Annotated in this window: 21 protein-coding genes, 2 tRNA genes and 1 pseudogene; 7 read left to right on the top strand and 17 right to left on the bottom strand. The window is 59.1% G+C overall.

The genetic code is table 11. From position 1 onward, the window contains the following. Nucleotides 1-2 precede the first annotated feature (2 nt). The 5 genes and pseudogenes from ET34_RS21645 to hprR all read right to left on the bottom strand — a co-directional run. Nucleotides 3-392, bottom strand: a pseudogene (locus ET34_RS21645) (PAAR domain-containing protein); the annotation flags it as partial. A 9-nt stretch (nucleotides 393-401) separates the two neighbouring features. Further along, on the bottom strand, nucleotides 402-2,438 hold the full coding sequence (locus tag ET34_RS0107770; protein ID WP_031520931.1) for a type VI secretion system Vgr family protein: 2,037 nt from the start codon (nucleotides 2,436-2,438) through the stop codon (nucleotides 402-404). 144 nt (nucleotides 2,439-2,582) lie between these two features. Then, complete coding sequence (gene hcp1 / locus ET34_RS0107765) at nucleotides 2,583-3,101, bottom strand: type VI secretion system effector Hcp1 (RefSeq protein WP_024550886.1); 519 nt, start codon at nucleotides 3,099-3,101, stop codon at nucleotides 2,583-2,585. Nucleotides 3,102-3,386: 285 nt separating this feature from the next. Continuing rightward, complete coding sequence (locus ET34_RS0107760) at nucleotides 3,387-4,748, bottom strand: heavy metal sensor histidine kinase (protein ID WP_031520929.1); 1,362 nt, start codon at nucleotides 4,746-4,748, stop codon at nucleotides 3,387-3,389. Then, nucleotides 4,749-5,420 carry a response regulator transcription factor HprR gene (gene hprR / locus ET34_RS0107755; protein ID WP_031520927.1) on the bottom strand — a complete coding sequence of 224 codons (672 nt, stop codon included), beginning with the start codon at nucleotides 5,418-5,420 and terminating at the stop codon, nucleotides 4,749-4,751. A 291-nt stretch (nucleotides 5,421-5,711) separates the two neighbouring features. Here hprR and ET34_RS0107750 point away from each other — a divergent pair, with 291 nt between their 5' ends. Continuing rightward, nucleotides 5,712-6,575, top strand: coding sequence for a glucose 1-dehydrogenase (locus ET34_RS0107750; protein ID WP_413783768.1), 864 nt, complete (start codon nucleotides 5,712-5,714; stop codon nucleotides 6,573-6,575). Nucleotides 6,576-6,609: 34 nt separating this feature from the next. On the opposite strand, the gene ET34_RS0107745 is transcribed toward ET34_RS0107750, so the two are convergent. Further along, on the bottom strand, nucleotides 6,610-7,818 hold the full coding sequence (locus ET34_RS0107745; protein WP_031520923.1) for a diguanylate phosphodiesterase: 1,209 nt from the start codon (nucleotides 7,816-7,818) through the stop codon (nucleotides 6,610-6,612). A 414-nt stretch (nucleotides 7,819-8,232) separates the two neighbouring features. Between ET34_RS0107745 and ET34_RS0107740 the strand changes: the two genes are divergently transcribed. From ET34_RS0107740 to ET34_RS0107730, 3 genes are all read left to right on the top strand, one after another. After that, complete coding sequence (locus tag ET34_RS0107740; protein WP_031520921.1) at nucleotides 8,233-9,687, top strand: AMP nucleosidase; 1,455 nt, start codon at nucleotides 8,233-8,235, stop codon at nucleotides 9,685-9,687. A gap of 22 nt (nucleotides 9,688-9,709) precedes the next feature. After that, entirely contained in the window at nucleotides 9,710-11,497 is a 1,788-nt protein-coding gene (locus ET34_RS0107735; protein ID WP_031520919.1) for an aminopeptidase P family protein, read from the top strand. 115 nt (nucleotides 11,498-11,612) lie between these two features. Then, nucleotides 11,613-11,688: transfer RNA gene (locus ET34_RS0107730), tRNA-Asn, on the top strand. Nucleotides 11,689-11,833: 145 nt separating this feature from the next. Here ET34_RS0107730 and ET34_RS0107725 read toward each other — a convergent pair. From ET34_RS0107725 to ldtA, 4 genes are all read right to left on the bottom strand, one after another. Next, nucleotides 11,834-12,079, bottom strand: coding sequence for a DUF2543 family protein (locus tag ET34_RS0107725; RefSeq protein WP_031520918.1), 246 nt, complete (start codon nucleotides 12,077-12,079; stop codon nucleotides 11,834-11,836). A 125-nt stretch (nucleotides 12,080-12,204) separates the two neighbouring features. Next, nucleotides 12,205-12,687 carry a cold-shock protein gene (locus ET34_RS0107720; protein WP_031520916.1) on the bottom strand — a complete coding sequence of 161 codons (483 nt, stop codon included), beginning with the start codon at nucleotides 12,685-12,687 and terminating at the stop codon, nucleotides 12,205-12,207. Nucleotides 12,688-12,771: 84 nt separating this feature from the next. Beyond that, complete coding sequence (locus tag ET34_RS0107715) at nucleotides 12,772-13,071, bottom strand: SymE family type I addiction module toxin (RefSeq protein WP_051640491.1); 300 nt, start codon at nucleotides 13,069-13,071, stop codon at nucleotides 12,772-12,774. A 152-nt stretch (nucleotides 13,072-13,223) separates the two neighbouring features. Further along, on the bottom strand, nucleotides 13,224-14,174 hold the full coding sequence (gene ldtA / locus ET34_RS0107710) for a L,D-transpeptidase (protein WP_035890960.1): 951 nt from the start codon (nucleotides 14,172-14,174) through the stop codon (nucleotides 13,224-13,226). Between the two features lie 159 nt (nucleotides 14,175-14,333). On the opposite strand from ldtA, the gene ET34_RS0107705 reads away from it, so the two are divergent. Further along, the gene (locus ET34_RS0107705) at nucleotides 14,334-15,581 is read left to right on the top strand and encodes a mechanosensitive ion channel family protein (protein ID WP_031520910.1); all 1,248 of its coding nucleotides are present in this window, start codon (nucleotides 14,334-14,336) and stop codon (nucleotides 15,579-15,581) included. Nucleotides 15,582-15,602: 21 nt separating this feature from the next. Here ET34_RS0107705 and ET34_RS0107700 read toward each other — a convergent pair whose 3' ends face one another. Beyond that, a complete protein-coding gene (locus ET34_RS0107700; protein ID WP_236633828.1) occupies nucleotides 15,603-17,060 on the bottom strand; it encodes an EmmdR/YeeO family multidrug/toxin efflux MATE transporter in 1,458 nt (485 codons plus the stop codon). A gap of 220 nt (nucleotides 17,061-17,280) precedes the next feature. On the opposite strand from ET34_RS0107700, the gene ET34_RS0107695 reads away from it, so the two are divergent. Then, a tRNA-Asn gene (locus ET34_RS0107695) sits at nucleotides 17,281-17,356 on the top strand. Between the two features lie 95 nt (nucleotides 17,357-17,451). Here ET34_RS0107695 and ET34_RS0107690 read toward each other — a convergent pair. From ET34_RS0107690 to sbmC, 3 genes are all read right to left on the bottom strand, one after another. Continuing rightward, on the bottom strand, nucleotides 17,452-17,790 hold the full coding sequence (locus ET34_RS0107690; protein WP_031520906.1) for a DUF496 family protein: 339 nt from the start codon (nucleotides 17,788-17,790) through the stop codon (nucleotides 17,452-17,454). Nucleotides 17,791-17,968: 178 nt separating this feature from the next. Next, entirely contained in the window at nucleotides 17,969-19,027 is a 1,059-nt protein-coding gene (locus tag ET34_RS0107685; protein ID WP_031520904.1) for an FUSC family protein, read from the bottom strand. A gap of 222 nt (nucleotides 19,028-19,249) precedes the next feature. Next, nucleotides 19,250-19,723 carry a DNA gyrase inhibitor SbmC gene (gene sbmC, locus ET34_RS0107680; protein ID WP_031520903.1) on the bottom strand — a complete coding sequence of 158 codons (474 nt, stop codon included), beginning with the start codon at nucleotides 19,721-19,723 and terminating at the stop codon, nucleotides 19,250-19,252. 195 nt (nucleotides 19,724-19,918) lie between these two features. Here sbmC and sbcB point away from each other — a divergent pair, with 195 nt between their 5' ends. After that, nucleotides 19,919-21,355 (top strand): exodeoxyribonuclease I, encoded by a 1,437-nt coding sequence (gene sbcB / locus ET34_RS0107675; RefSeq protein ID WP_413783766.1) that lies wholly within the window; start codon nucleotides 19,919-19,921, stop codon nucleotides 21,353-21,355. A gap of 1,074 nt (nucleotides 21,356-22,429) precedes the next feature. Here sbcB and tsuB read toward each other — a convergent pair. From tsuB to ET34_RS0107660, 3 genes are all read right to left on the bottom strand, one after another. Next, a complete protein-coding gene (tsuB, locus tag ET34_RS0107670) occupies nucleotides 22,430-22,657 on the bottom strand; it encodes a thiosulfate utilization sulfurtransferase TsuB/YeeD (protein ID WP_031520899.1) in 228 nt (75 codons plus the stop codon). A 17-nt stretch (nucleotides 22,658-22,674) separates the two neighbouring features. Then, nucleotides 22,675-23,730: a thiosulfate utilization transporter TsuA/YeeE gene (tsuA, locus tag ET34_RS0107665; RefSeq protein ID WP_031520897.1), complete on the bottom strand. Its 1,056-nt coding sequence runs from the start codon at nucleotides 23,728-23,730 to the stop codon at nucleotides 22,675-22,677. 182 nt (nucleotides 23,731-23,912) lie between these two features. After that, complete coding sequence (locus tag ET34_RS0107660; RefSeq protein WP_031520895.1) at nucleotides 23,913-25,280, bottom strand: APC family permease; 1,368 nt, start codon at nucleotides 25,278-25,280, stop codon at nucleotides 23,913-23,915. Nucleotides 25,281-25,415 lie beyond the last annotated feature (135 nt).

The raw sequence follows: 25,415 nt of genomic DNA, 5'->3' as shown, positions 1-25,415 counted from the left end.
TCCGGGTTGAGTGCTGGCGTCAACGCAAGCAGCGGGGCACCGCGCAGCACGGTCTGTTTGCCGCAGTCGTGGGCGGGAGATTGCCACGGGGTATTGCCGATAATCACATCGCCGCTGCCGGTGATGATTTTGCCGCCGCAGTCGATGGCGTCACCAATACGTGCCGCGGCCTTACCGTTGAAAATGACATTGGACGAGCCCGCGGCTATCGCACGCCCGTGCAAACCATGAGGGCTACCGGAACAGGGGCAGCCGTGCGGGGCGAGGGCATCCCCTACCCGCGCGGCTGGCTGGCCATTGATAATGATATCCGGGCTGCCCGCGATAACGGGCGTATCCGGAAAACACTCATGCCCCTTTCCCGTGTCATTTAATCGTGCTGCTCCTGGCATGATGTATCCTTAGCGTCTGTCCGGCGCATCCGGGAGGGTAGGTTTCGCCGGGGCTTCCGGTTCGATCGAGACCGGCGCGGTGCCGGCTCCGCCTGCGCCACCGTCGTTAATTTTCACTACCGCACCAACCATCGTGATGCCGGCGCCATCAATTTTAATAAAGCCGCCCGGCGCTTTGATGGTCAGGGACTGCCCGGCTTCCAGCACGATATCGGTGGCTTTCAGGTAGCTGTCGGTGTTGACCAGCACCCGCTGGTGCGCGCCGATCAGCAGCTCTTCCGAGCCTGAAATCGTGCTCTGACGGCTACCGCTGATGGCGGTGATTTCCCCGCCGCCGATGAAGCGTTTTAACGACTGACCGATATTCTGGAAGAAGCTGCGCCCGATGGACTGGTGATGATCCTGACCAATCTGCTCAATATCGTCCTGCCCGATGGTGCGGTGACTGTGGCGATCGACCCGCTGGTACTGATCCTGCTTCACGCTCAGGTGCTGGTCGCAGCCCACGCTCTGACGATGGATGTGGTTAATTTCAGTGTCCATATCCTTCTGGGCATGGGTGTAGATCTGCTCGCGCGTCGCTTCATCTTCAAAACGGATCTCATTGAAGCCCGTCCCTTTATGGGTATCGGTACGCAGGGTGGTGCGGGTCTTGTGTTCCGGTAATACATACGGCGTCTGGTTAGTTGCATGATACGTGCGCCCGGTGACGATCGGCTGGTCCGGGTCGCCTTCGAGGAAGCTCACCACCACTTCATGCCCGATGCGCGGGATGGCCACCATCCCGTACTGTCCCCCGGCCCAGCCCTGGCTCACCCGCACCCAGCACGAGCTCTGGTCGTTGCGCGTGCCGTACCGGTCCCACGGGAACTGCACCTTGATGCGTCCGTATTTGTCGCAGTAAATCTCCTCGCCCGACGGGCCAGTGACGGTGGCTATCTGCGGGCCGTCCACCATCGGCTTGTGCGGCATCACCGCGCGCCAGGTGGTTGACGCCTTCACCACCGTAAAGCTGTTGCTGAAGGTGGTCGGCTCGCCGCCGCCCTCCTCTTCCAGCGCCTGTGGCTGGCGGCCGGTGTGGGTCACCCCCACGGTCTGCCAGGCGATGTTCAGCTGCGGGTTCGGGTGCTCGCTCAGCACAAAACTCTGCCCCGGACGCAGCCCGGCGCAGTTCGACTCCCCGCTTCCGGTCACCGCCCCGGCGCGCAGGGCGTCCAGCCGGAACCCGGCGAAGGCCTTCCCGTTCGGGTCCCCCTTGTAGCGGCCGGGGTAGTCGTAGTGCTCGTACTGCTCGCCCTGGTGCTCCAGCTCGCCGCTCATCTTTTTGTGCGACAGGCCGTAAGCCGGGGTTTTGAAGCTGTAGTCCTTCAGCTCCACCCCGGCGGTGCTCACCGCCTCGGCGTAGTGGAAACGCCGGACGTAGGCCCCCTGGGACAGCCCCTGGTTTGCCAGGTTGAAGAACAGCGGCTCGCCCTTCGCCACCGCGCCTGCGTCGTCGGCGAACACCACCCGGTGGGTGCCGGCCTCAAACTCGTGGAAGAAGAACATCCCCTCTTCGGCGGCAATGCGTGTGATAAAGGCTAAATCGCTCTCGCGGTACTGGACGCAGTACTCCCGCTCCGGGTGGTCGTGGCGCAGGGCGAAGGCGAAGTCGGTGATGCCCGCCTCGGTGAGCAGCGTGGTGATGATGGCGTCGGGCTTTTTCGCCTGGAAGATGCGGGCGTTGGTGCGCAGCCCGGTGCGCCACAGCGCCGGGCGCACCTGCGCCTGGTAGCGGGTGCGGCGAAACCCGGTCTCGCCCTGGGCGAAGCGGCTGACAATCCCGCTGACGCTGCGCTGCAGCTGCCCCTCGTACCACACCTTCAGCTCGCACGGCTGGTCGAGCACCTCGCCGAAATCAATCCCCGGCAGGTGGCTGGCCAGGTTCAGGCTCAGCGCGAACGGGCGGTTAAGCGCCTCGTCCAGCTCAAAATCCACCACCGCAAACGTGCTCTCCGGCAGCGACCCGATGCTGACCGTGAACTGGAGTCCCGTACTGTTTGCCATCTTCCCTTCTCCTGTGAACGCCCATAGCTACCGCACGCCCGGTTTTCACCGTGCGGGGGGCCATAAAATGAAGTTGTGCTCAGGTCTGGTTTCGCCACACCTCAGCACAAACGCAAAAACCCGGCCGCAGCCGGGTTACGGGGCTTACGCCTCGACAGGCGCGCGCCAGTCGTCCGAGCCGGAGGTGCCGGCGACGGTGTGCTCCCAGTCGATTTTGCGGTAGGCCAGTGAGACTTCAATCAGCTGGGTGAAGTCCGACTTCGCCGGGTCCTGGCAGTGCGGCATCTGGCAGTCGATGTCCACGATGGTGGCGTCGGTCAGGGTGGTGGAGAAGAAGTGCTCCTGCTTGCCTTCCACTGAGGTGCGGTACCACTTCAGGGTCACGGTCGGCAGCATCTCCCCGGAGGCCAGGGCGTTGTACATCAGCGGCACGGCCTTGTTCAGGGCAACGGTGAATTTGAACGGCTTGTGCACGCGCTGGCCGGACGGCTGGCCGGATTGCGGGTCGGTCGGGACGGTAACCACATGGTTGAACTCCTGAACCAGCATCTCGTCCTCGTGGCCCTGGACGTAGATGTTGCCGACGGAGTCAGAGGTGAACGCGCCCGCGGTGATGTTGCCCTGGGTCTTGCCTTCGATGCTGATATAACATGGGGTTGGCATGGTAATGCTCCTTGCTTGTGTATGAGTGAAAGAACTTCACAAAATACATAGCAATTTGCGTGCCAGTTTTTAAGTTGCTGTAATTTAAGGATATTATATTTTCCGGAGTAATCCGACAGACAAAATCAAGCAAGATCTTGCCGAAACTGCGCACATCGTTTGCAGACATTGCGCAAAAAGTTTTTTATTCGGAAATCAAAGCAAGAAGTTGCGCAGAATGCGCAGAAATATCGTTTAGCGCCTGTGACCGGCTCGGATTCGAGCCGGTGCGGGGTAAAACCGGGCTTAAAAGCGCGGCATGCGCAGGGTGAAGTGGTTCCCGCCGTCGCGATGGCTGACGCTGAGCGTGCCGCGGTGCAGCGTGGCGATAGCCTGTGAGAGCGCCAGCCCAAGCCCGGTGCCCGGCGTATGGCGGGCATCATCTCCACGCCAGAAGCGGGTGAAGATCTTCTCCGGTTCGGCAATCGGCTCGCCGGGGTTAGCGACGGTGATGATGACCTCGTCGTCGTTCACTGCGGCGCTGATACGGATCTGCGCCCCTGGCGGGGAGTGACGCAGCGCGTTGGTCATCAGGTTCGTCAGCAGGCGCTGGAGCAGCAGCCTGTCGGCCAGCACCTCGCCCTCCGCTTCCACCACAAACTGCTGCTCGCGCTCTTCCGCCAGCGGCTCCAGGAAATCCACCACCGAGGCGATAAAGCTCGCCAGCGCTACGGGCTGGCGGTCAAGGGCAACGTTGCGGTGATCGGCCCGGGAGAGGAACAGGATATTCTCAATCAGCCGCGTCAGATGCTCCAGCTCTTCGATATTGCTCGCCAGCAGCGCCTGATACTCTTCGCTGCTGCGCGGCTGCTGGAGCATTACCTGGGTCTGGCCGAGCAGAATATTCACCGGCGTGCGCAGCTCGTGGGCCAGATCGTCGGCGAACTGCGTCAGGCGCGAGAAGTCCTCCGCCAGCCGCTGGCGCATCACGTTCAGCGAGCGCCCGAGCGGCAGCAGCTCGGCGGGCAGGGTGTCGAGCGCCAGGGGCGTGGCCAGCTGCTGGCTGTCGGTGCGGGCGGTCTGGCGGCTCAGCGCCCGGATAGCGCGCAGGCTGCGGCGGATCAGCAGCGGGCTGACAATCGCCGCCAGCAGGATCGCCGTCAGGGAGATCACCAGGCTGTGCTGGCGATAGCGGGCCAGCACCTGCTCGCGATCCTCAGACAGTCGGGCAACGGTGATCATCACATCCCCCTGCCCGTCGGCACCGCGCAGTGTCAGCCCGGCGGCATCCGCACCGCTGGCGGTGCGCCAGTGGTGGAGCAGCGCCGCCGACGGCGTCATGCCGGCGGGCACCTCATCCATCACCGGCAGCGTAATGCCCGCCTGATTCACCTCGACAATGATGCCCTGCCCGGGGCGGGCGATACGCACAATATCAAGCCGGGTGTTCATCATGCGGTTGAAGTAGAGCGGCAGCGAACGCGGCTCGGCCCCGTCCAGCAGCAGCTGGCGCAGCTGGGCCCCGCGGTTTACCAGCGTCTGGTTATCGCGCCACACCAGCTCGGTATACAGCGAGCGGTAGAGCGAGACGCTGACCAGCGCGCTGGTGGCGGCCACCAGCAGAATAAACGCCAGCGTCAGGCGCAGCGTGAGAGAGGGACGAAACATCTACTCCTCCGCCGTATTAAGGCGATAACCCATGCCGCGCACCGTCTCCACCAGCTTCAGCGGCCAGGGATCGTCGATTTTGCGGCGCAGACGGCGGATCGCCACGTCCACCACGTTGGTTTCGCTGTCGAAGTTAATACCCCACACTTCGCTGGCGATAAGGGTGCGCGGCAGGATCTCCCCGGCGCGGCTGGCGAGGAACCACAGCAGCGTGAACTCCTGCTGCGTCAGGCTGACGATCTCGCCGCCGCGGGTAACCTGATGGCGCACCGCGTCAAGCTCAAGGTCGGCAATGCGTAGCTGGTGGGAGGCAGCGGGATGACGACGCAGCTGCGCCCGCACCCGGGCCAGCAGTTCAGCAAAGGAGAAGGGTTTTACCAGATAATCGTCCGCGCCCAGCTCCAGCCCCTTAACGCGATCGCTGACCGCATCGCGGGCGGTCAGGCACAGCACCGGGGTGGCTTTGGCGGTGCGCAGCGTCTGCAGCACCTGCCAGCCGTCCATGCCCGGCAGCATGATGTCGAGGATAATCAGGCCGTAGTCGTGCTCCAGCGCCAGGTGCAGGCCGTCGCGCCCGTCCGCCACCGCGTCCACGATGATGCCGGCCTCACGCAGACCTTTCACCAGCCACTCGCGGGTTTTGTCGTTGTCTTCAATCAGTAATACTTTCATGGGGAGCATTCTCGCAGAGTCTGGCGGCGTCGCCCAGCGCGGGGGCGCAACATGACAAGATTGTAATACTTCTGTCGCGAACCGGACAACGCACTGCCCCGTTTCGCTTACCCGCTTCGCCCGTTCATTCGTTGGCTTAAAAACAGCATAAAATCGCGCCTTGCGCCGAATCACGCTGATTTTTCTACTACCCTTAGTCTCTGTTAAGGATGGTTTCCATCCGCGTGAGCGCGGCACTTCCGCTGCGCGCTGTCACTTTGCCGTTATTTTGCGGTTACCAGAGGAGAACGCATAATGTCCGAACAACGACCAAATCCTCCCTTCCCTGAACAGCAGCTCGAATGGCCTGGCGCTACGCGCGATATGCAGCCGGTGCCGGATCACGGTGAAACCAGCTACAAAGGCTCCGGGCGTTTAACCGGCAAGGCGGCGATTATTACCGGCGGCGACTCCGGGATTGGCCGCGCGGTGGCCATCGCCTATGCCCGTGAAGGGGCAGACGTGCTGATTTCCTATTACAACGAACACGATGATGCTAAAGAGACGGCGCGACTGGTGGAAGAAGCCGGGCGCAAAGCGGTGCTGGTTGCCGGGGACCTGGTGGAAGCCCGTCACTGCCAGGAAGTGGTTGATAAAGCGGTAGAAGCCTTTGGCAAAATCGATATCGTGGTGAACAACGCCGCGTTCCAGATGACCCGCGAGTCGCTGGATGAGATCGACGATGACGAGTTCGACCGCACCATGAAAACCAACATCTATGCGATGTTCCGCATCTGTAAAGGCGCGGTGCCGCACATGCCGGCGGGTGGGTCAATTATTCATACCGCGTCGGTGAATGCCGATCAGCCAAAACCGAAGCTAATCGCCTATTCCGCGACTAAAGCGGCGATCGTTAACTTCTCGGGTAGCCTGGCCGCGCTGCTGGCTGAGAAAGGCATTCGCTCGAACGTGGTGGCACCGGGTCCGATCTGGACGCCGCTCATCCCCAGCACCATGCCGCCTGAACAGGTTAAAGAGTTCGGCAGCCAGGTGCCGCTGCAGCGTGCCGGACAGCCCGCCGAGCTGGCCCCGAGCTACGTGATGCTCGCCAGCGACGAAGCCAGCTACATCTCCGGTGCGACGGTTGCCGTCACCGGCGGCGTGGCGGTGATCTGAGCCATGACCTCACGGGTGCGCCCGTGGGGTTAACTTAATCCGCCACCGGCCACGACACCGCCGGCGTGTCGTTGAGTACCGGTTTCGCGAACAGATAGCCCTGGAAGTACTTGATGCCCGCCGCTTCCAGCCAGCACCACTCCTCCACTTTCTCTACCCCTTCCGCCACCACGGTGATCTCCAGCTCCGAGCAGCAGCGCACGATGCCGTGCACGATGGCCTGTTTCGGGCCGTAGAGATGAATATCGGTGACGATGCTGCGGTCGATTTTGATGCGTCCCGGCTGGAAGCGCGTGAGCAGCGACAGCCCGGCAAAGCCCGCGCCGAAATCATCGATAGCCAGGTTAATGCCCGCTGCGCGCAGCTGGCGAATAACGTGCTCAAACTCGTCAAAACTGGAGATCACTTCGCTCTCGGTGACCTCGACGATCACCTGCTGCGGCACCAGCCCCTGACGTTTAATCTGCGCCAGCAGGATCTCCACCGCGTTCGGAACCTGCACCAGCGAACCGGGCAGCAGGTTAACCGAGATCATGTGGCTGCCGATATTCACCTCTTTCGCCAGCGCAAAGGCTTTTTCTTTCGAGTGAATATCCACTTCATACAGCTCGTCGGTGGAGACCGAGGCGAACCAGGCGGCGGGCGAACCGCCGTCGGGCGTGCGGATCAGCGCTTCGAAGGCTTTGATTTTACCGGTCAGCGGCTCCACGATAGGCTGCAGCGCAAACTGGCAGTCATCGCGCACCACGGAGGGAACCTTGCAGGGAATGCGGGCTTGGCTGTGCGTGACGCGCCACGCATCCGGCTGAAACTGCTGCGAGATGTGCGGCTGTGCCGGGCGCCGCAGAAAGGAGCGAATAAATTTATACACCCGCTCCTCGCGCGCCAGGTTGAAGGGAACGACGCTGGATTTGATCACTGACTTCAGCACCGTGTGCGCTCTGACGCGGCGCAGATCGAACAGCGTCATGCCAACCGCTTCAAAATGGCGTTTGGGGGCATAGTCGCGCATCATCTCCACCACAAAATCGTGGCGCGGATCCTTACCGATAATGTTGAACAGCGTTTGTACCGACTCCAGCGGGCCTTCCAGCACCTGCAAAAACTGACTGCCGTCATAAAGCAGAATGCCGCTCACCTGCAGTTCAGCATTGCGCTGCTGCGCGCGCGCCAGGATTGCTGCCAGCCCGACATCGTCAATATCGCCGCGCAGGCGACTACGGTAAATCAGGGTAGATAGCATCATTTTCCTGCATTTTTAGGTCATTAAGCCGGGCAGTATACCCTGACTCACTTTTTATACGAGTCGCTTATCCAGCTGGAGACCGCGCGGTTCAACGCCTGACGGGATTTTCATCAATTAAAACAGGCGGCTAGGAGGGAAAATAATTATAGATGACGTGAATGAATTAAGAAGTGTGCTGAGGCGCGAAGAGATGAAAACGGACAGCCCTTGATGCTCAATATATTCTCTTATATTCCTTCACGGACAGAGGGATAAAAAAGCAGCACCTGCGTCGCCGTGTAAAAAAATCTCTTTCTGACGGTTCGATTACGGATTTATGCCATTGCGTCCGTCCCTTTCGTTTCATAATTCTGTGACATACTTCGGACATGGCACCTCTCCCCGCCGTGCCATGCGGGACAAGGAGAAATGATGAACAACACCGCAACAACCCTGACGCCGGAACAGGCGATCGATAAACTACACGAATGCTATAACGCTGCCGTCACTGCCCTGCGCGAGGCCATTGGCGCTTTTATCGAAAACGGCACGCTGCCCGATGAGACCGCCCGCGCACAGGGGCTGTTTGTCTATCCCGAGCTGTCGGTGAGCTGGGACGGCATCGCCCGTCAGGAAAAGAAAACCCGCGCCTACGCCCGCTTTACCCATCCCGGGTGCTACACCACCACCATTACACGCCCGGCGCTGTTCAGCCCGTATCTGCTGGAGCAGCTCACCATGCTGGTGGAGGACTACGGGGCGCGCATTGAAGTGGGGCCGTCGCGCCACGAGATCCCCTATCCGTACGTGATTGACGGTTCGACGCTGATCCTTGACCGCTCCATGAGCGCCGGGCTGACGCGCCACTTCCCGACCACCGAGCTGGCGCAGATTGGCGATGAGACCGCCGATGGCCTGTTCCACCCCACGGAGTTCTATCCGCTGTCGCACTTTGATGCCCGCCGCGTCGATTTCTCGCTGGCGCGCCTGCGGCACTACACCGGCACCCCGGCGGAACACTTCCAGCCGTTCGTGCTGTTCACTAACTACACCCGCTACGTGGACGAATTCGTCAGCTGGGGCTGCAGCCAGATCCTCGACCCGGACAGCCCGTACATCGCCCTCTCCTGCGCGGGCGGGATCTGGATCACCGCCGATACCGAAGCGCCGGAGCAGGCGATCTCCGACCTGGCGTGGAAAAAACACCAGATGCCGGCGTGGCACCTGATCACCGCCGACGGCCAGGGCATCACGCTCATTAATATCGGCGTCGGCCCGTCGAACGCGAAAACCATCTGCGATCATCTGGCGGTGCTGCGCCCTGACGTCTGGCTGATGATTGGCCACTGCGGCGGGCTGCGCGAGAGCCAGGCGATTGGCGACTACGTGCTGGCCCACGCCTATCTGCGCGACGACCACGTCCTCGACGCGGTGCTGCCGCCGGATATCCCGATCCCGAGTATCGCCGAGGTGCAGCGCGCGCTGTACGACGCCACCAAAGAGGTGAGCGATATGCCGGGCGAAGCGGTGAAACAGCGCTTGCGCACCGGTACCGTGGTTACTACCGATGACCGTAACTGGGAGCTGCGCTACTCCGCCTCCGCGCTGCGCTTCAACCTGAGCCGCGCCGTGGCCATCGACATGGAGAGCGCAACTATCGCAGCCCAGGGCTATCGCTTCCGCGTTCCGTATGGCACGCTGCTGTGCGTCTCGGATAAACCGCTGCACGGTGAAATCAAACTCCCCGGCCAGGCGAACCGCTTCTATGAAGGGGCGATTTCCGAGCATCTACAGATTGGTATTCGCGCCATCGACCTGCTGCGCGCTGAAGGGGAACGTCTGCATTCGCGTAAGCTGCGTACCTTCAACGAACCGCCGTTCCGTTGATCGCTCATCAGAAGGAAACAGGATGCACCCCATTACACCGCTCGGCGCGCTGCGCGCGCTGATGCAGGCCCGCGGGCTGGATGGCCTGCTGGTCCCGCGCGCCGACGCGCACCAGAGCGAAGACTGCGCCCCGCACGATAATAAACTCGCCTGGCTGACCGGATTCACCGGATCCGCCGGGCTGGCGCTGGTTCTTGCCGACCGCGCCCTGCTGTTTGTTGATGGTCGCTATCAGGTTCAGGTGCAGCATCAGGTCGATACCACCGCGTTTACTGTTCACCACCTGCATAACGAACCGGTAGCGCAGTGGATTGATAACCATCTACCGCCGGGCCAGCGCATCGGTTTTGAGCCGATGCTGATGACCAACAGCCAGTACGAGGCGCTGCGTGCCAGCCACTGCCAGCCGGTGGCGCTGGATGACGATCCGTTCGATGCGGTATGGGAAGACCGACCCGCGGCGCCGTACGGAGTAATCACCGCGATGCCGCCTGAGATCGCGGGTGAGTCCTCAGCCGATAAACGCCTGCGGGTGGCAGCGGCACTGCGCGAGGCGGGCCTGGATTATCTGGCGGTGACGCTGCCGGACAACATCGCCTGGCTGCTTAACGTGCGCGGCAGCGATGTGGCGATGAATCCCGTCCCGCACTCATTTTTACTGATTAACCAGCAGGGCGATGTCGAATGGTTTGTGGACGAGGAGAAACTCGCGCAGCTCGCCCCTGAGGTTACCCGGAATATCACCCTCTCTGCGCCCGGGGCGTTTCTTACGCGCTGCCGTGCGTGCGCTGCCGGTAACGTCATCGCGCTGGATGCGGACTTCTCCCCGGTGGCGCTGCGCTTCGCGGTGGAGCAAGCCGGCGGCAGCGTGCGCTGGCAGAGCGACCCGATTACCTGGATGAAAGCCCTGAAAAACCCGGTAGAGCTGGAAGGATACCGCGCCAGTCATCGGGAAGACGGCGCGGCGTGGGTCAACTTCCTTGCCTGGCTGCATCATGAAGCGCCGCTGCGTGACGCGGCGGGCGATCCGATCACCGAGCTGGAGGCTCAGCAAAAGCAGCTGGCGTTTCGTCAGCAGCGTGAGACCTTTATCGAGCCGAGCTTCAACACCATTTCGGCAGCGGGCAGCAATGCGGCGATGTGTCACTATCACGCGTCCCCTGAGACCAACAAACCGCTGACCCGCAGCGAGTTCTACCTCAATGACTCCGGCGGGCAATATGTGAATGGCACCACCGATGCCACCCGCACCCTGGCATTTGGCCCGCTTACCGCTGCGCGCCGCCTGCACTACACCGCGGTACTGAAAGGTTTCCTGGCGCTAATCACACTCCCGTTCCCCAACGGCACCTGCGGCCACCAGCTCGACGCTGTCGCCCGGCGTCCGCTGTGGGAGCTGGGGCTGGATTTCGACCACGGAACCGGGCACGGGGTCGGTCACCGTATGCTGATCCACGAGCAGCCACAGCGCATCGCGAAGAAGGTCAATCCGTGGCCGCTGCTGCCGGGTAGTATCATGACCATCGAACCGGGCTACTATCTGGCGGACCAGTACGGCATCCGCATTGAAAACCAAGTGGAAGTGGTTGCGGGCGCGCCAGGCTTCTGCCGGTTTTCTTCCCTGACGCTGATCCCCATCGACCTCAACCAGGTGGAAACGGGCCTGCTGAGCGCTCAGGAGAAGGCGTGGATAGATGATTATCACCAGCAGGTGCGGGACACGCTGGCACCGCTGATAAACAGTGACGCACGGGCGTGGCTGTTCGCCGCCACCGCTCCGCTCCGGGTTCAGACAGGTGTGCAGGCCTGAAAAGTGGTTATTTTTGCGCTGTTTTGCGGAATTAATCAGCAACCGAGCAGGTATGTGAAAAAAGGGCTTTGACAAGCCCTTTTACCCTCGTTACTATGCGCCCCGTTCACACGATTCCTCTGTAGTTCAGTCGGTAGAACGGCGGACTGTTAATCCGTATGTCACTGGTTCGAGTCCAGTCAGAGGAGCCACATTTAAGAAACCCGCTTAAGGAAACTTAAGCGGGTTTTTTGCTTTGGTGTATATGCAGAACGTACATCCGTCATTATCACTTTTTTAGTGGTGGGTGCGCTGCGCTTACCCACCCTACGGACTTTTTCGCACCTGCAACCAGCGTTACTCGTTGCCCCACTGGTTCAGGAACATGGCGATCTCATCGATACGGGCTTCATCGATACCGGCTTCGACGGCCATCTCTTGCTGCGCCTGTTCGCTGATCTCTTCGTTATTCATCAGGCGCTCAATCAGCAGCTGGAAGTAGTGCGCCAGCGCGTCGCGCTCCGCTTCGCCCACCGCCTTTTCCGTTTCCGTCGCATACTCATCGGCGATGTCATAATACTTCAGCGGTATCTCTTTGTTCATACGTTGTCCTCTGAGGATAAATCTGTTCTGTAGTGTCTGGCTACACAATTTACTGGCTGCGTAATGCCCGGTCGGCGCGGCCTGCCTGTAGCCTGGCGAGTCGGCAGCGCTTAAGTATGACAATTTCACACCTTGAGCATTTTCACCGTGGCATCAATGTCTATCTCCTCTTCCGAGAAGATCAGGGTGGTTCCCTGAAAGGTCGTGATAGCCAGTTTTTTCAGCGAGCGCATTTCACCCGGCTTTATGGATGATTTTGGTCGGATGCTGTTCATCAGCCCACCCACAGACAGCACCGCGTTTTCTTTATCGATGCGGGCGTCAGCAGGTACTTCCTCGCTGTAGACCAGGTAAGACTTGATGGAGGTGAGCTTCAGACGTTCGCCTGCAATGTAGATGTATTTGCTGTCCGGCACGACCTTGACCGCGTAGGCCGACAAGCCTTTATTGTTGGTGGTCGGTTCGAACGTCACCGCCGCATCTTTCTTGATAAGATCAGGGTTGGCGACCTTAATCACGTGAAAATAGCGGTTATCGCCGTTTTCATCTTTGATAAATCCAAAACCTTTATCTTTAAACCATGTTGTGATCGTACCGTTCATCGCCATTACCGCCTGATTAATCGTTTATCTGTGCAAATTTTGCAGCGCGCAGTGTAATGCACAATGGCTGCGCAGGCCATGTCTGGTGATTCACTTAAGAACGTGAACCGCCCCTTCTTTTACCACTGCAAGAAGCTGGTTTGCCTGTTTCAGCTGCCGGTTGAGTTCACAGACATCATCGTTGTCGGGGATCAGCACGATACAGTCCGCCGCGATTTTGATAGTCACACCTTTACCGGTTTCAAATCCGGCATCGCGCAGCCACTTCCCGCTCAACCGTATCGCTGGCGTAGTGGTGTCGCCCGCGTTGGGCAGATAGCCCACGGTGCAACGACGCTGATTTTTGCCAGGGGCGGAGGTTTGCTGCTGGTACTGCAAAGAGGTAGTCATAGAGGGTTCTCCCGTAAAGACGCGACGACGCCCCGCTTGTCAGGTAATGCTGGCGGGGGAAGACAGCATAGCGCCGCAAACCCGCACTGTGAATGCGGCTATCTAGAAGGCGACTCGCAGAACCGAATGTAACTTTTGGGCACCTTTTGCGGCTACATCCGTTCAATGGCATCAGGGCGATGTGTTGTCGTGCCGTTAACCTTCACCGGCATCCCGGAGCGCCGCTCCAGCACCTCGTCAACGCGCAACACGTCCACATCGCTGCCTTTTAGCGCAGCGCGCATCACCGGCGTGATCGGCAGCGGTACTTTGTTATCGGATTCAAATTCGGCGCGGTTGCGCGACAGCGGTTCATGCACCTCCAGCCAGCGGCTGCCGTCCGGCTCGGTGGTCATTTTTACCGGCTGATCGATAAGCTGTACGCGAGTGCCTTCAGGTACGTTATCAAACAGGAATTTGATGTCGTCATTACGCAGGCGAATGCAGCCCTGGCTGACGCGCAGCCCAATACCGAAATTCGCATTGGTGCCGTGAATAGCGTACAGCCGGCCAATGTAAATGGCATACAGCCCCATCGGGTTATCCGGCCCGGCAGGCACCATTGCCGGCAGGGTTTTGCCCTCTTTGGCATATTCACGCCGTGTATTGGCAGTTGGCGTCCAGGTCGGGCCGGCCTGCTTACGCTCCACGCGCGTCACCCAGTTGCGCGGCGTCTCGCGTCCCGCCTGGCCGATACCAATCGGCAGCACTTCCACCGTGCCGCCCTCTTTCGGATAGTAATAGAGGCGCATCTCCGCCACGTTCACCACGATGCCTTCACGCACGGTATCCGGCAGGATCAGCTGCTCCGGGATGGTCAGCGTGGACCCCGCTCTCGGCAGGAAAGGATCGACATCGGGGTTGGCCTCCAGCAGGTTGCTGAGCCCCTGCCCGTGCTGTGCCGCGAACGCTTCCAGCGGATAGCGGTTGTCCTGCGGCACGGTAATGGTGCGCACGCTCCCCACCAGCCGGCTGCCTTCCGGCGGCAGCGTATAGGTTACGGCCAGCGCGCTGTGGCTGGCGATAAGCATAAGCAGACTACAAAGCGGAATAAGACGAGACATAATGCCGGTTCCTGAAGGCTGACGTTTCGCTAAGCATAGCTGCTTTTTATCGATTCAACGTGCCGCCGCAGCGCGACTCTTTACACAGCTTTTCCCCTCAGACATTGCACCCTCCCGCTTCGCTGGGCATCATACCCGGCTGTTAGTAAAGGAGTTGTTATGCAGGAACTGTTATCCACGCTTAAAGCCTACGGTTTTGGGCTGCATCATCCGGGCTCGCTGGCGATGGCATCGCTGGTGATCCTGCTCACCGCGCTGATTGTGCATTTTATTCTTCACCGGGTCGTGCTGCGCACCTTTGAGAAGCGCGCCGGATCCAGTTCGCGTTTGTGGCTGCAGATCATCACCCAGAACAAGCTGTTTCACCGCCTCGCTTTTACGCTACAGGGCATCATTCTTAATGTGCAGGCGGTGCTGTTGTTGCCCAAAGGCGGCGATGCGGCGCTGGTGCTCAGTACCTGCGCCCAGCTGTGGGTGATGCTCTATGCCCTGCTGTCGTTTTTCTCGCTGTTGGACGTGGTGTTTGAGCTCTCCGGGAATTCCACGCTCGCCACCCAGCTGCCGCTGAAGGGTATTTTTCAGGGGGTGAAGCTGATTAGCGCCCTGGTGATTGGCATCCTGATGATCTCGGCGCTGATTGGCAAATCCCCGGCCATCCTGATAAGCGGTCTCGGTGCGATGGCCGCGGTGCTGATGCTGATCTTTAAAGACCCGATACTTGGGCTGGTGGCGGGCATTCAGCTGTCGGCCAATACCATGCTCAAACTCGGCGACTGGCTGGAGATGCCAAAATATGGCGCTGACGGAGCAGTGACCGATATCGGCCTGACCACCGTCAAAGTGCGCAACTGGGATAACACCATCACCACTATTCCCACCTATGCGCTGGTCTCGGACGCGTTTAAAAACTGGAGCGGAATGCAGGCGTCCGGTGGGCGACGCATCAAACGCAGCATCAATATTGATATCACCAGCATTCATTTCCTCTCCGAAGAGGAACAGGCGCGACTTATTCGCGCCCGGCTGCTGAAGCCCTATATGGACAGCCGCAGCGCGGAAATCAGCGAATGGAATCAGGAAAACAGCGGCGATGAGTCGGTGCTGAACCGGCGCAGCATGACCAATATCGGCACGTTCCGCGCCTGGCTCAATGAGTATCTGCGCAATCATCCGCGGCTGCGCAAGGACATGATGCTGATGGTGCGCCAGCTCGCGCCAGGCCCGGACGGGCTTCCGCTGGAGATCTATGCTTTCACCAATACGGTGGTCTGGATGGAGTACGAGGGGATTCAGGCGGATATCTTTGACCATATTTTTGCCGTCACGGAAGAGTTCGGGCTGCGTCTCCACCAGTCGCCCACCGGGAGTGACATGCGGGCGCTGGCAGGCGTGGTACAGCGCGACTGATTCGTCGCGCCGCTGAAGGCATCAGGGTGGCGAAGTAGGTGAATCGCCACCGCCGGGGGTATAGCCCGCCGCCGGGGCTACGCTCACCGGCTGTTTTTCCGGGCGCGGGTATTTCCACAGCCAGCGTCCGCTCACCATGCGCCAGTAGAACAGCGCGCCGCGAACCGCCCAGTCCATGAACATTCCCAGCCAGACGCCGACCACGCCCATTCCAAGTTCAATCCCCAGAATGTAGCCCGCCACCACGCGGCAGCCCCACATGCCGAGCATGGATACCCACATGGCGAAACGGGCGTCGCGCGCGCCTTTCAGCCCCGCCGGCAGTACCCAGGAGGCGGCCCAGATCGGCATAAAGGCGGCGTTAAGCCAGAGCAGGATCTTCACTACCTCTTTCACGTCCTCCTCCCGGGTATAGAACGAGGCGAAAACTCCGGCGAAGGGCGCGGTAAACCAGGCGATAAAGGTCAGGCCAATGGTTGAGAGCCAGAACACATGGCGCAGCTGGCGCTCCGCCTGACCAATCTGTCCTTTGCCGAGCCGCTTACCGGTAATAATGGTGGACGCAGAACCGAGGGCGTTCCCCGGCAGGTTAATCAGCCCCGCCACTGAGAACGCAATAAAGTTACCGGCGATAACGTTGGTGCCCATCCCGGCGACAAACATCTGGGTCAGCAGCTTCCCGCCGTTAAACAGCACCGACTCGATACTGGCCGGAATGCCGATCGCCAGCACTTCCCAGAGAATGTTGCCCTGAAGCCTGGTGAAGTAGCTTTTGAGCGAGATGCGCAGAGTGGGATTAATACCAATCACCAGCACCCAGATAATCGCCACCGCGCCGATATAGCGTGAAATGGTGATGCCGAGCCCGGCACCGATAAACCCTAACCCGTCCCATGAAAACAGGCCGTAGATCAGGATGGTACTGATGATGATGTTGAGGATATTCATCCCGCCGTTAATCAGCAGCGGAATTTTGGTGTTACCAGCCCCGCGCAGCGCCCCGCTACCGATCAGCGCAATGGCCGCCGCCGGATAGCTCCAGGCCGTAAGTTGCAGATAGATAAGCGCCAGGCGCTTCACCTCGGCGGTCGCTTCCCCGGCGACAAAATCGATGATTTGCTCGCCGGTCACGTGAATCAGACCCGCAAGAAATACTGAGAAGATCGTCATCAACACCAGCGACTGACGCGCCGCAGCGCGCGCCCTGGCAGGATCGCGCTTGCCAATGCTGTAGGCCACCACTACCGTGGTGCCGAGATCCACCGCCGCGATAAAGGAGAGGATCACCATGTTGAAGCTGTCTGCCAGTCCGACGCCCGCCATGGCCTCTTTACCCAGCCAGCTCACAAGGAAGGTGCTGAGCACCCCCATCAGCATGACGCAGGTATTTTCCAGAAAAATAGGCACGGCCAGCGGGGTGATTTCGCGCCAGAACAACACGCGATAGCTCTTTCTTTTTGCATACCACGGGGTACGCATCACCGCCTGACGTAGCGTGGCAGTCAGGTTCACGTTTGCTCCAGGGAAGAAAGATAAAACTTCATTTCAATAATGAGACAGAGAAACCGATCCTGCAAAGCATTTCCCTGCGAATTGTTGGTTTTAGCGACAGGGCGGCGAGAGTTTCGCCAGACGCACGCGGTTCCCCGCATTGGCGTTTGACAAAACTTTTTTGGCCGCTAAGATAGGCCTCCACAATTCCTCTGTAGTTCAGTCGGTAGAACGGCGGACTGTTAATCCGTATGTCACTGGTTCGAGTCCAGTCAGAGGAGCCAGATTTAAAAAGCCCGCCGCGTGCGGGCTTTTTGCTGTCCAGCGTCAGCCTGTGTTCTGCAGGCATAAAAAAACCGCCCTGACGGCGGTTTTTTTATTACTCGGCTTTAGGCTCGGTTGGCGCTTTCAGTTCGCCCATCGCTTTCAGCTTTTTAGAAATCTCACGACGTTCTTTTGAGATCTCGGCGTTTTTGATGATGTAGTCATCAACGCGATCTTCATAGTCGGTTTTCATGCTGGCGATGATGCCCTGAATCGCTTCCACGCTCATACCCGGCTTGATGTAATCGCTCAGGTTGTCGAGCAGCAGCACGCGCTTCTGGTTGTCACGGATCTTTTTCTCAACGTCCTGGATTTCACGCTGAAGTTTATTCTTACGACGGAACAGACGGACAAACTCCAGTACGTCCTGGAATGAAGGTCTGGTATTTTCCATTTTTACACCCCTGCTAATTTGAGACTTGGATTCGTTACTACAACCATCACCGGTCAACAGTAATGGTAGCGGCTATTCAAGACAATGGTTTTATCCCTTACGGGCGGCCTGCCGCTATCATACTCTTATTTCAGGTTTAATCGACACCGCCACCTGGCGCGAGCGGTGCATCCGGTGCTTATTTACGCAGCGCCCGGCAAACCAGCTGAGACAGCAGCTCCAGCTGACGGGCCAGTTCAAGGCTAAGCCAGACGTAGCCATGGATCGGCGTCTCCTGCAGGCGATCGCCTTGACTCTCGCGAATGAGCTGATCCAGCTCACCGATAATCTCATTCAGTTTCTCGCGGCTGGCGATGGCCGGCGTCGGGTTGCCCTCATACAGCGCCTGAGAGAGGTTCGCCAGCGTGCGCTGGGTCATGTGCTGGGTGTCACGCAGTGTACGGGCGTTAATCATCACGAAATGACTTTCTCGCGACGCCCAGTGCGCGTTGATTTGCAGCTCCAGCGTACAGACCATGTTGCGACAGGTTGTCTGAATCGCTTCAAAGATACTTTTCTGGATGTGGGTCTCTTTGCAGGCGGGCGTGATCAAACCGCGCATTTTTACTACGTCGTTCAGCACCTGTTGCAGCGGCTTCTCAAGCCGCGGACGCTCCACCAGATTAGGTGAGAAACCGGCGTTATAAACCCGGCCAAAGGCCTTCATAAAGCTTGCCATCTGGATACGCCAGTGAACAAATGCACGCTGGGGCCAGATGCTGGTAAACAGCATCGCCAACAGCGAGCCGAGGATAACGTCGCCGCTTCGCCACAGTGCGGTAACCATATCGCCCTGCGGGGCACCCACCACCACACCGAGCGTAATGCCGATAAGCAGCGCCTGATAGGGCCGCTTGCCGAGCGCCAGCCAGCCGCACAGGAACATCGCCAGCGCGCACCACAGCAGCATCGCCGGTAATGACCACAGCTCCAGACGCAGCGCCACCAGGCCGAGCGCCGAGCCAAAAATAGTGCCGCCGATACGTTCGAAGGCGCGGGGAATGACATTTCCCCAGAACGAGATCGGCCCCATTACTACCACCAGCGTGATCAGCGGCCACGACCCTTCCGGCACTTCCAGCAGACGAACCAGTAAAAACGTCAGGACGAACGCCAGCGCAATACGCAGACCATGGACAATCCGGTAGTGCTGATAAATACGAATTTCAAAAGGGCTTAAGGGCTTATCGGGACGCACACCCGCTCTCCGGTGATGAAAAGAGCGGATTGTACTCGTTTTTGCTGCGGTGGTATCGGTTTGCCCGGTAAATCCGCCCTTCTCCACTGGCTATTTTTTATCAACGGCTGCAAATTAGCACCCCGTAAACCATATTTAACCGCTGCGTTAACATATCATTATCTACCTTTTAACATGACCTGCGGGTTAAAGGCGGAAAAGTAAGAGTCAGCCCTGATTCGTTCAGTCCACCTTCTCCGTCACCGGAATATGCATTTCAATATCCCAGAAACCATCTGCCTTGCCGTCATTGAGGTAGATTTCAAAGCACGGCAACGGGGCTGGCATAACGCTGGCATCCCCGAGCAGGCTGTTGAAGAACAACAGCCAGGGTTTACCAAAATCACCGTCCTGTACCCTTGCGCGCGCGACCGCATACTGCCCACCGGTGATTTCCGTGTGGATAACGCCCACGCTGTTTTCCGGAATGGCAAAACCCTCCGGCACTGACACCACCGTGGCTGCACGCAGTTTTTCAGGCGGGGTACAGTCCGGGTTATCGTAGTAGACCGCGATCCATTCGTCCGGGCGAAGATGGTGCGTTTCAACCCACATAAGCAACTGTTCGAACCCTTGTGGAACGGTCTTTTCCCACGGCCCGACCAGATGAAACCCGGCCACGTTACGGGCTGGCACTGCGGTAACGTTGTATTCCATGCTCCCACTCCTGTTAATCAAGATGACTGTATATATATACACCACCGAGGCGATAATGCGAGATGCAGAACGGTGAATATGTTCATTATGCGAGCAGCCTCGAGAAGCTGCCAGGCGGCAGGAAAAATGCGCGCGCCGGGCACGCATCTTTGTCGGAATTGATTTACCATACGGTGGTTAACAAAACTGATAAGGATGGTTTTCCTGGTGTCTGACTCCCCGGCGCAACCCACATTTCTGTTTCACGATTACGAAACTTTCGGCAAAAGTCCGTCGCTCGACCGCCCCGCTCAGTTTGCGGCCATTCGTACCGATGCTGAATTCAACATCATCGGCGAGCCGGAGGTGTTTTTCTGTAAACCTGCTGATGACTATTTGCCCCAGCCGGAAGCGGTCATGATCACCGGAATCACGCCGCAGCACGCGCTGGCGCAGGGCATGAATGAAGCTGATTTCGCAAAGCGTATTCACGGTTTATTCAGCGTGCCGAAGACCTGTGTGGTGGGCTACAACAACGTGCGGTTCGATGACGAAGTCACGCGCAACATCTTTTATCGCAACTTCTACGACCCTTATGCCTGGAGCTGGCAGCACGATAACTCGCGCTGGGATCTGCTGGATGTAATGCGCGCCTGCTATGCGCTGCGCCCGGACGGTATCGTCTGGCCGGAAAACGACGATGGTCTGCCGAGCTTCCGGCTGGAGCATCTGACCAAAGCCAACGGGATTGAGCACGCTAATGCTCACGATGCGATGGCTGACGTGTATGCCACCATTGCGATGGCGCAGCTGGTGCGCACCCGGCAGCCGAAGCTGTTCGATTACCTGTACAGCTTCCGCCATAAGCAGAAACTGATCACCCTGATTGACGTGCCGCAGATGAAGCCACTGGTGCATGTCTCCGGCATGTTCGGCGCGCTGCGCGGAAATACCAGCTGGATTGCGCCGCTTGCGTGGCATCCGGAAAACCGTAATGCAGTAATAATGGTAGACCTCGCGGGAGATGTGTCGCCGCTGCTGGAACTGGATGCCGACGCATTGCGCGAACGCCTCTATACGCCTAAAGCGCAGCTCACCGATGCCGCGGTGCCGGTGAAGCTGGTGCATCTGAATAAGTGCCCGGTGCTGGCGCAGGCGAATACGCTGCGTCCGGAGGATGCCGAGCGGCTGGGAATCGACCGTCAGCACTGTCTCAACAACCTCAAGCTGCTTCGCGACAATCCGCAGGTGCGGGAAAAAGTGGTGGCAATTTACGCCGAAGCGGAGCCGTTCGTGCCGTCGGACAACGTGGACGCGCAGCTGTATAACGGCTTCTTTAGCGACGCCGATCGGGCGGCCATGAAAATTGTCCTGCAGACCGATCCACAGAACCTGCCTGCGCTGGATATCAGCTTTGTTGATCCGCGTATTGAGAAGCTACTGTTCAACTACCGGGCGCGCAACTACCCAGGTACGCTGGATGAGGCAGAGCAGCAGCGCTGGCTCAATCATCGCCGCGAAGTGTTCAGCGCGGACTATCTGCAGCGCTGGGCGCAAGAGCTGGAAATGCTCTACAACCAGTACGAAGGCGATAAAGAGAAAACCGCCCTCATTAAAGCGCTGTATCAGTATGCGCAGGAGATCGTCGGGTAAAGGCGGGTGCACCGGTAAATGGCGGGTGCACTTCGTTTACCCACCCTACAAATTCCCCATCCCGTAGGGTGGGTAAGCGCAGCGCACCCACCAAAAAATCAAATAACCCATGCCGGAGGCATGGCCCCGTCCGGCATCAAAACCGCCGCGCCACAGGTGTTGAGTCCGGGCTGGCGGTCGGGAACCGCCAGAGGGCGCGAGCCCCGGGATGGGGTATCGCGCCCGACCGGAAGCGAAACGCCGGAGGCAAGGGCAGCCCGTAGGGCCGGTTTTACTGGCCGGGAGCCGGGATGGTGAAGGGGGTGGCGGCGAACCCCCTTCACCCGTTCACGTGCGGCAGCGTTTGCATGTGAGCGCGGTGCCACGGTGAACGGAACCTTTGCCGTAATTCCATAGACCTCACGCCACAAACGGCGGATGTGCGGTAAACGGTGGGTGCGCTGCGCTTACCCACCCTACAATCCCCCTTACACCTGCCCTTCCCGTAGGGTGGGTAAGCCTGCGCACCCACCACAAAAAACAAATCATCCAATGCCCGAGCGATGGCCCCAACCGGCATCAAAACCGCCGCGGCGCAGGCGTTGAGTCCGGGCTGGCGGTCGGGAACCGCCAGAGGGCGCGAGCCCCGGGATGGGGTATCGCGTCCGACCGGAAGCGAAACGCCGGAGGCAAGGGCAGCCCGCAGGGCCGGTTTTAGTGGCCGGGAGCCGGGATTGTGAAGGGGGTGGCGGTGAACCCCCTTCACCCGTTCACGTGCGGCCGTGTTTGCATGTGAGCGCGGCGCCACGGTGAACGGAACCTTTGCCGCCCTGCCATAGTCCTCATGCCAGAACGGGGGCGCACGGTAAACGGTGGGTGCACTTCGTTTACCCACCCTACAATCACATCCATACATCCGCAAATAAACGGTCGGTGCACTGCGCTTACCCACCCTGGAATCACATCCGCATACCCCGCAGATAAACGGTGGTTACACTGCGCTTACCCACCCTACAAACCGACCCAAACTCACCTTCCCGCCAATAAGAAAGGCCGCAAGCGCGGCCTTTTCTACAACTTATACGAACAACAACATCACCCTTTCATTACCGTGATGGTCCAGGAGGCATCGCCGACCTGCTGGTAGTCAGTGACGCTGTGGCCCTCTTCTGCTGCCCACTGGGGGATAGCTTCGGTTGCCTGGGTGCAGTCAAACTCAATGACCAGCTCATCGCCTTTAGTCATCTCAGCCATCGCCGCCTTCGCTTCGATCAGCGGGAAAGGGCATACCTGATTTACTACGTCTAATTTCTTAATCGTCATTCTCTTTCTCCACGTGCTCAGGCCGCAGCGGCAGTCAGTTTCGCTTTGCGCTGCGGACGGATAAACAGGAACCACGAGGCGGTCCATACGCCAAGGATCATAAATACCAGGCCAATCCAGCCCTGCCAGGTCAGCATCGCGGTCATCACCAGACCGTTACCAATAGAGCAGCCACCCGCCATACTGGCGCCGAAGCCCATCAGCAGGCCGCCAGCAACGCTGCGCAGCGTGGTGGTGGCATCGGCGGCGCGCACGCGAAATTCGCGGCTGGCTTTAGCGGCGATATACGAGCCGAGGAAAATCCCCAACACCAGGAACACGCCCCAGTTGATGTATTTGCTGTCGCCGACCACCAGGTACTGCAGAATGTTCGCCGTTGGCGAGGTGATGCCGAGACCAAACAGGCGACCGGTGGCTTCACTCAGCGGCCAGGCAAGGGTCGCGATCAGACCAATCAGGATCGCGGTAACGAACGGGTGCCAGCGCTTTTCAAACAGGATATGCGCCAGCCCGGTGCGACGTGGCGGCAGGCTGGCCACCTTCAGCTTTGGCTTCGCCAGCTCTTTACGTACCAGCCACAGGGTGACGGCCACCAGCAGCACAATCAGCGGCCAGGCCGGCAGGTTGAAAGTTTCCGGAATCGAGTTGTGTGTTGTGCTGTAGTGCTTCAGCGTCTCGTTCAGCCCGGCGGCGTGCGGGGAGCGCATGATGGCGCTCATCAGCATATAGGTAAACAGCGCAATCCAGCTGCCAATAAGCCCTTCCCCGGCGCGATACCAGGTGCCGGTGGCGCAGCCGCCAGCAAAAACGATACCCAGCCCGAAGATGTAGCCGCCCACCACGGTGCCCAGCCACGGGAACGCGCCCGCGTCATAGCGCACAATGCCGGCCTGGATCATGGCGAATACGCCGACGCACTGGATGGCAATGGCAATCAGCAGGGCGTAAAACATGCGGTTATTCTTTGCGATATACATATCGCGGAAGCCGCCGGTGAGGCAGAAACGGCCGCGCTGCATAACGAAGCCCAGCAGCCCGCCGCATACCAGGCCGGTTAAAATCATCTGTAACATAGCACCACCCGTTTCCAGGTCAGAAAATCAAAACGGCCATTATTCACGCCTGCGCCAGCGTGACCAATAACCAAACTCACTAGCATATAGCGAAAGGTTATAGATGATTCTGCCAGCCAGATTACGGGCAAAAAAAATCCGGAGGCCAGGCCTCCGGATTGATGCGATGCAGGTGTCAGAAATTACTGGGCAACGTCTTCGTACTGCGGCACCGGGTTGCGGAAGCTGCGGGTCACACATGCCAGATAGACGATACCGATAGCACCCCAGATCAGGCCCAGCACCATCGAGCTCTCTTCCAGGTTGAGCCACAGCGCGCCTACGGTCAGAGCACCGCACAGCGGCAGGATCAGGTACTGGAAGTGATCTTTTAGCGTTTTGTTGCGCTTCTCACGGATCCAGAACTGCGAGATCACCGACAGGTTAACGAAAGTGAACGCCACCAGCGCACCGAAGTTAATCAGGGCCGTCGCCGTCACCAGGTCGAAGTTAATCGCCAGCAGTGCGATGGCGCCAACCAGCAGCACGTTAAATGCCGGGGTACGCCATTTCGGATGCACGTAGCCAAAGAAGCTGCGCGGGAACACGCCGTCACGGCCCATCACGTACATCAAACGCGAAACGCCCGCGTGTGCTGCCATACCGGAAGCCAGCACGGTAATGGTGGAGAAGATCAGCACGCCGTACTGGAAGGTTTTACCCGCCACGTAGAGCATGATTTCCGGCTGAGACGCTTCCGGATCTTTAAAGCGTGAGATGTCCGGGAAGTAGAGCTGCAAGAAGTAGGACGCCGCGATAAATACCAGGCCGCCAATCAGGGCAGTCAGGAAAATCGCACGCGGGATCACGCGCTCTGCGTCTTTGGTCTCTTCAGACAGCGAGCTGATGCCGTCAAAGCCGAGGAACGAGAAGCACAGAATGGTTGCACCGGTAATCATCGGCACAACGTGCGCATCCGCACTCCAGAACGGCTGTGAGCTGACCAGCGTACCAGCGCCTTCACCGTGGGAAACACCATAAATGATGAGACCGACGATAGCCGCTACGATGCCCATCTGCAGCACCACGATAACGGTGTTGAAGTTAGCCACGGTTTTCAGGCTGCGCAGGTTGGAGATGGTCATAAACGCGACCAGCGCGACTACGAACATCCACGACGGTACGTTAGGTACCAGCGCTTCGAAGTAAATTTTCGCCAGCAGGATGTTGATCATCGGCATGAACAGATAGTCCAGCAGGGATGACCAGCCAACCATAAAGCCAACAGCCGGGCTGATGGATTTCTGGGCGTAGGTATAAGCGGAGCCAGCCGACGGGAAGCGGCGCACCAGTTTACCGTAGCTGATAGCGGTAAAGAGGATCGCGACCAGCGCGAAGGCATAGGCTGTTGCGACGTGACCACTGGTCAGGCCGGATACGATACCGAACGTATCGAACAGCGTCATCGGCTGCATATAGGCAAGGCCCATCATTACAACCGGAATCAGCGTAAGGGTCTTACGCAATTCCACGCGAGAGGTGGTAGTACCTGGAGTAACGTTATGCGACATGGCTGATCTCCATTACGGCGTGTGCCGTCGCAAATGCAAAAAATTGCCCCATCTTTCTTATTTCCTCGGCGACACGACTGTCGATCTTTAGTAAGTATCTATCCGGTACGAAGCCCGGCCTCTTGTTTTAAAATG

This window comes from Siccibacter colletis, from assembly GCF_000696575.1.
GTDB lineage: Bacteria > Pseudomonadota > Gammaproteobacteria > Enterobacterales > Enterobacteriaceae > Siccibacter > Siccibacter colletis.
This window is presented reverse-complemented; position numbering and strand designations above follow the sequence as displayed.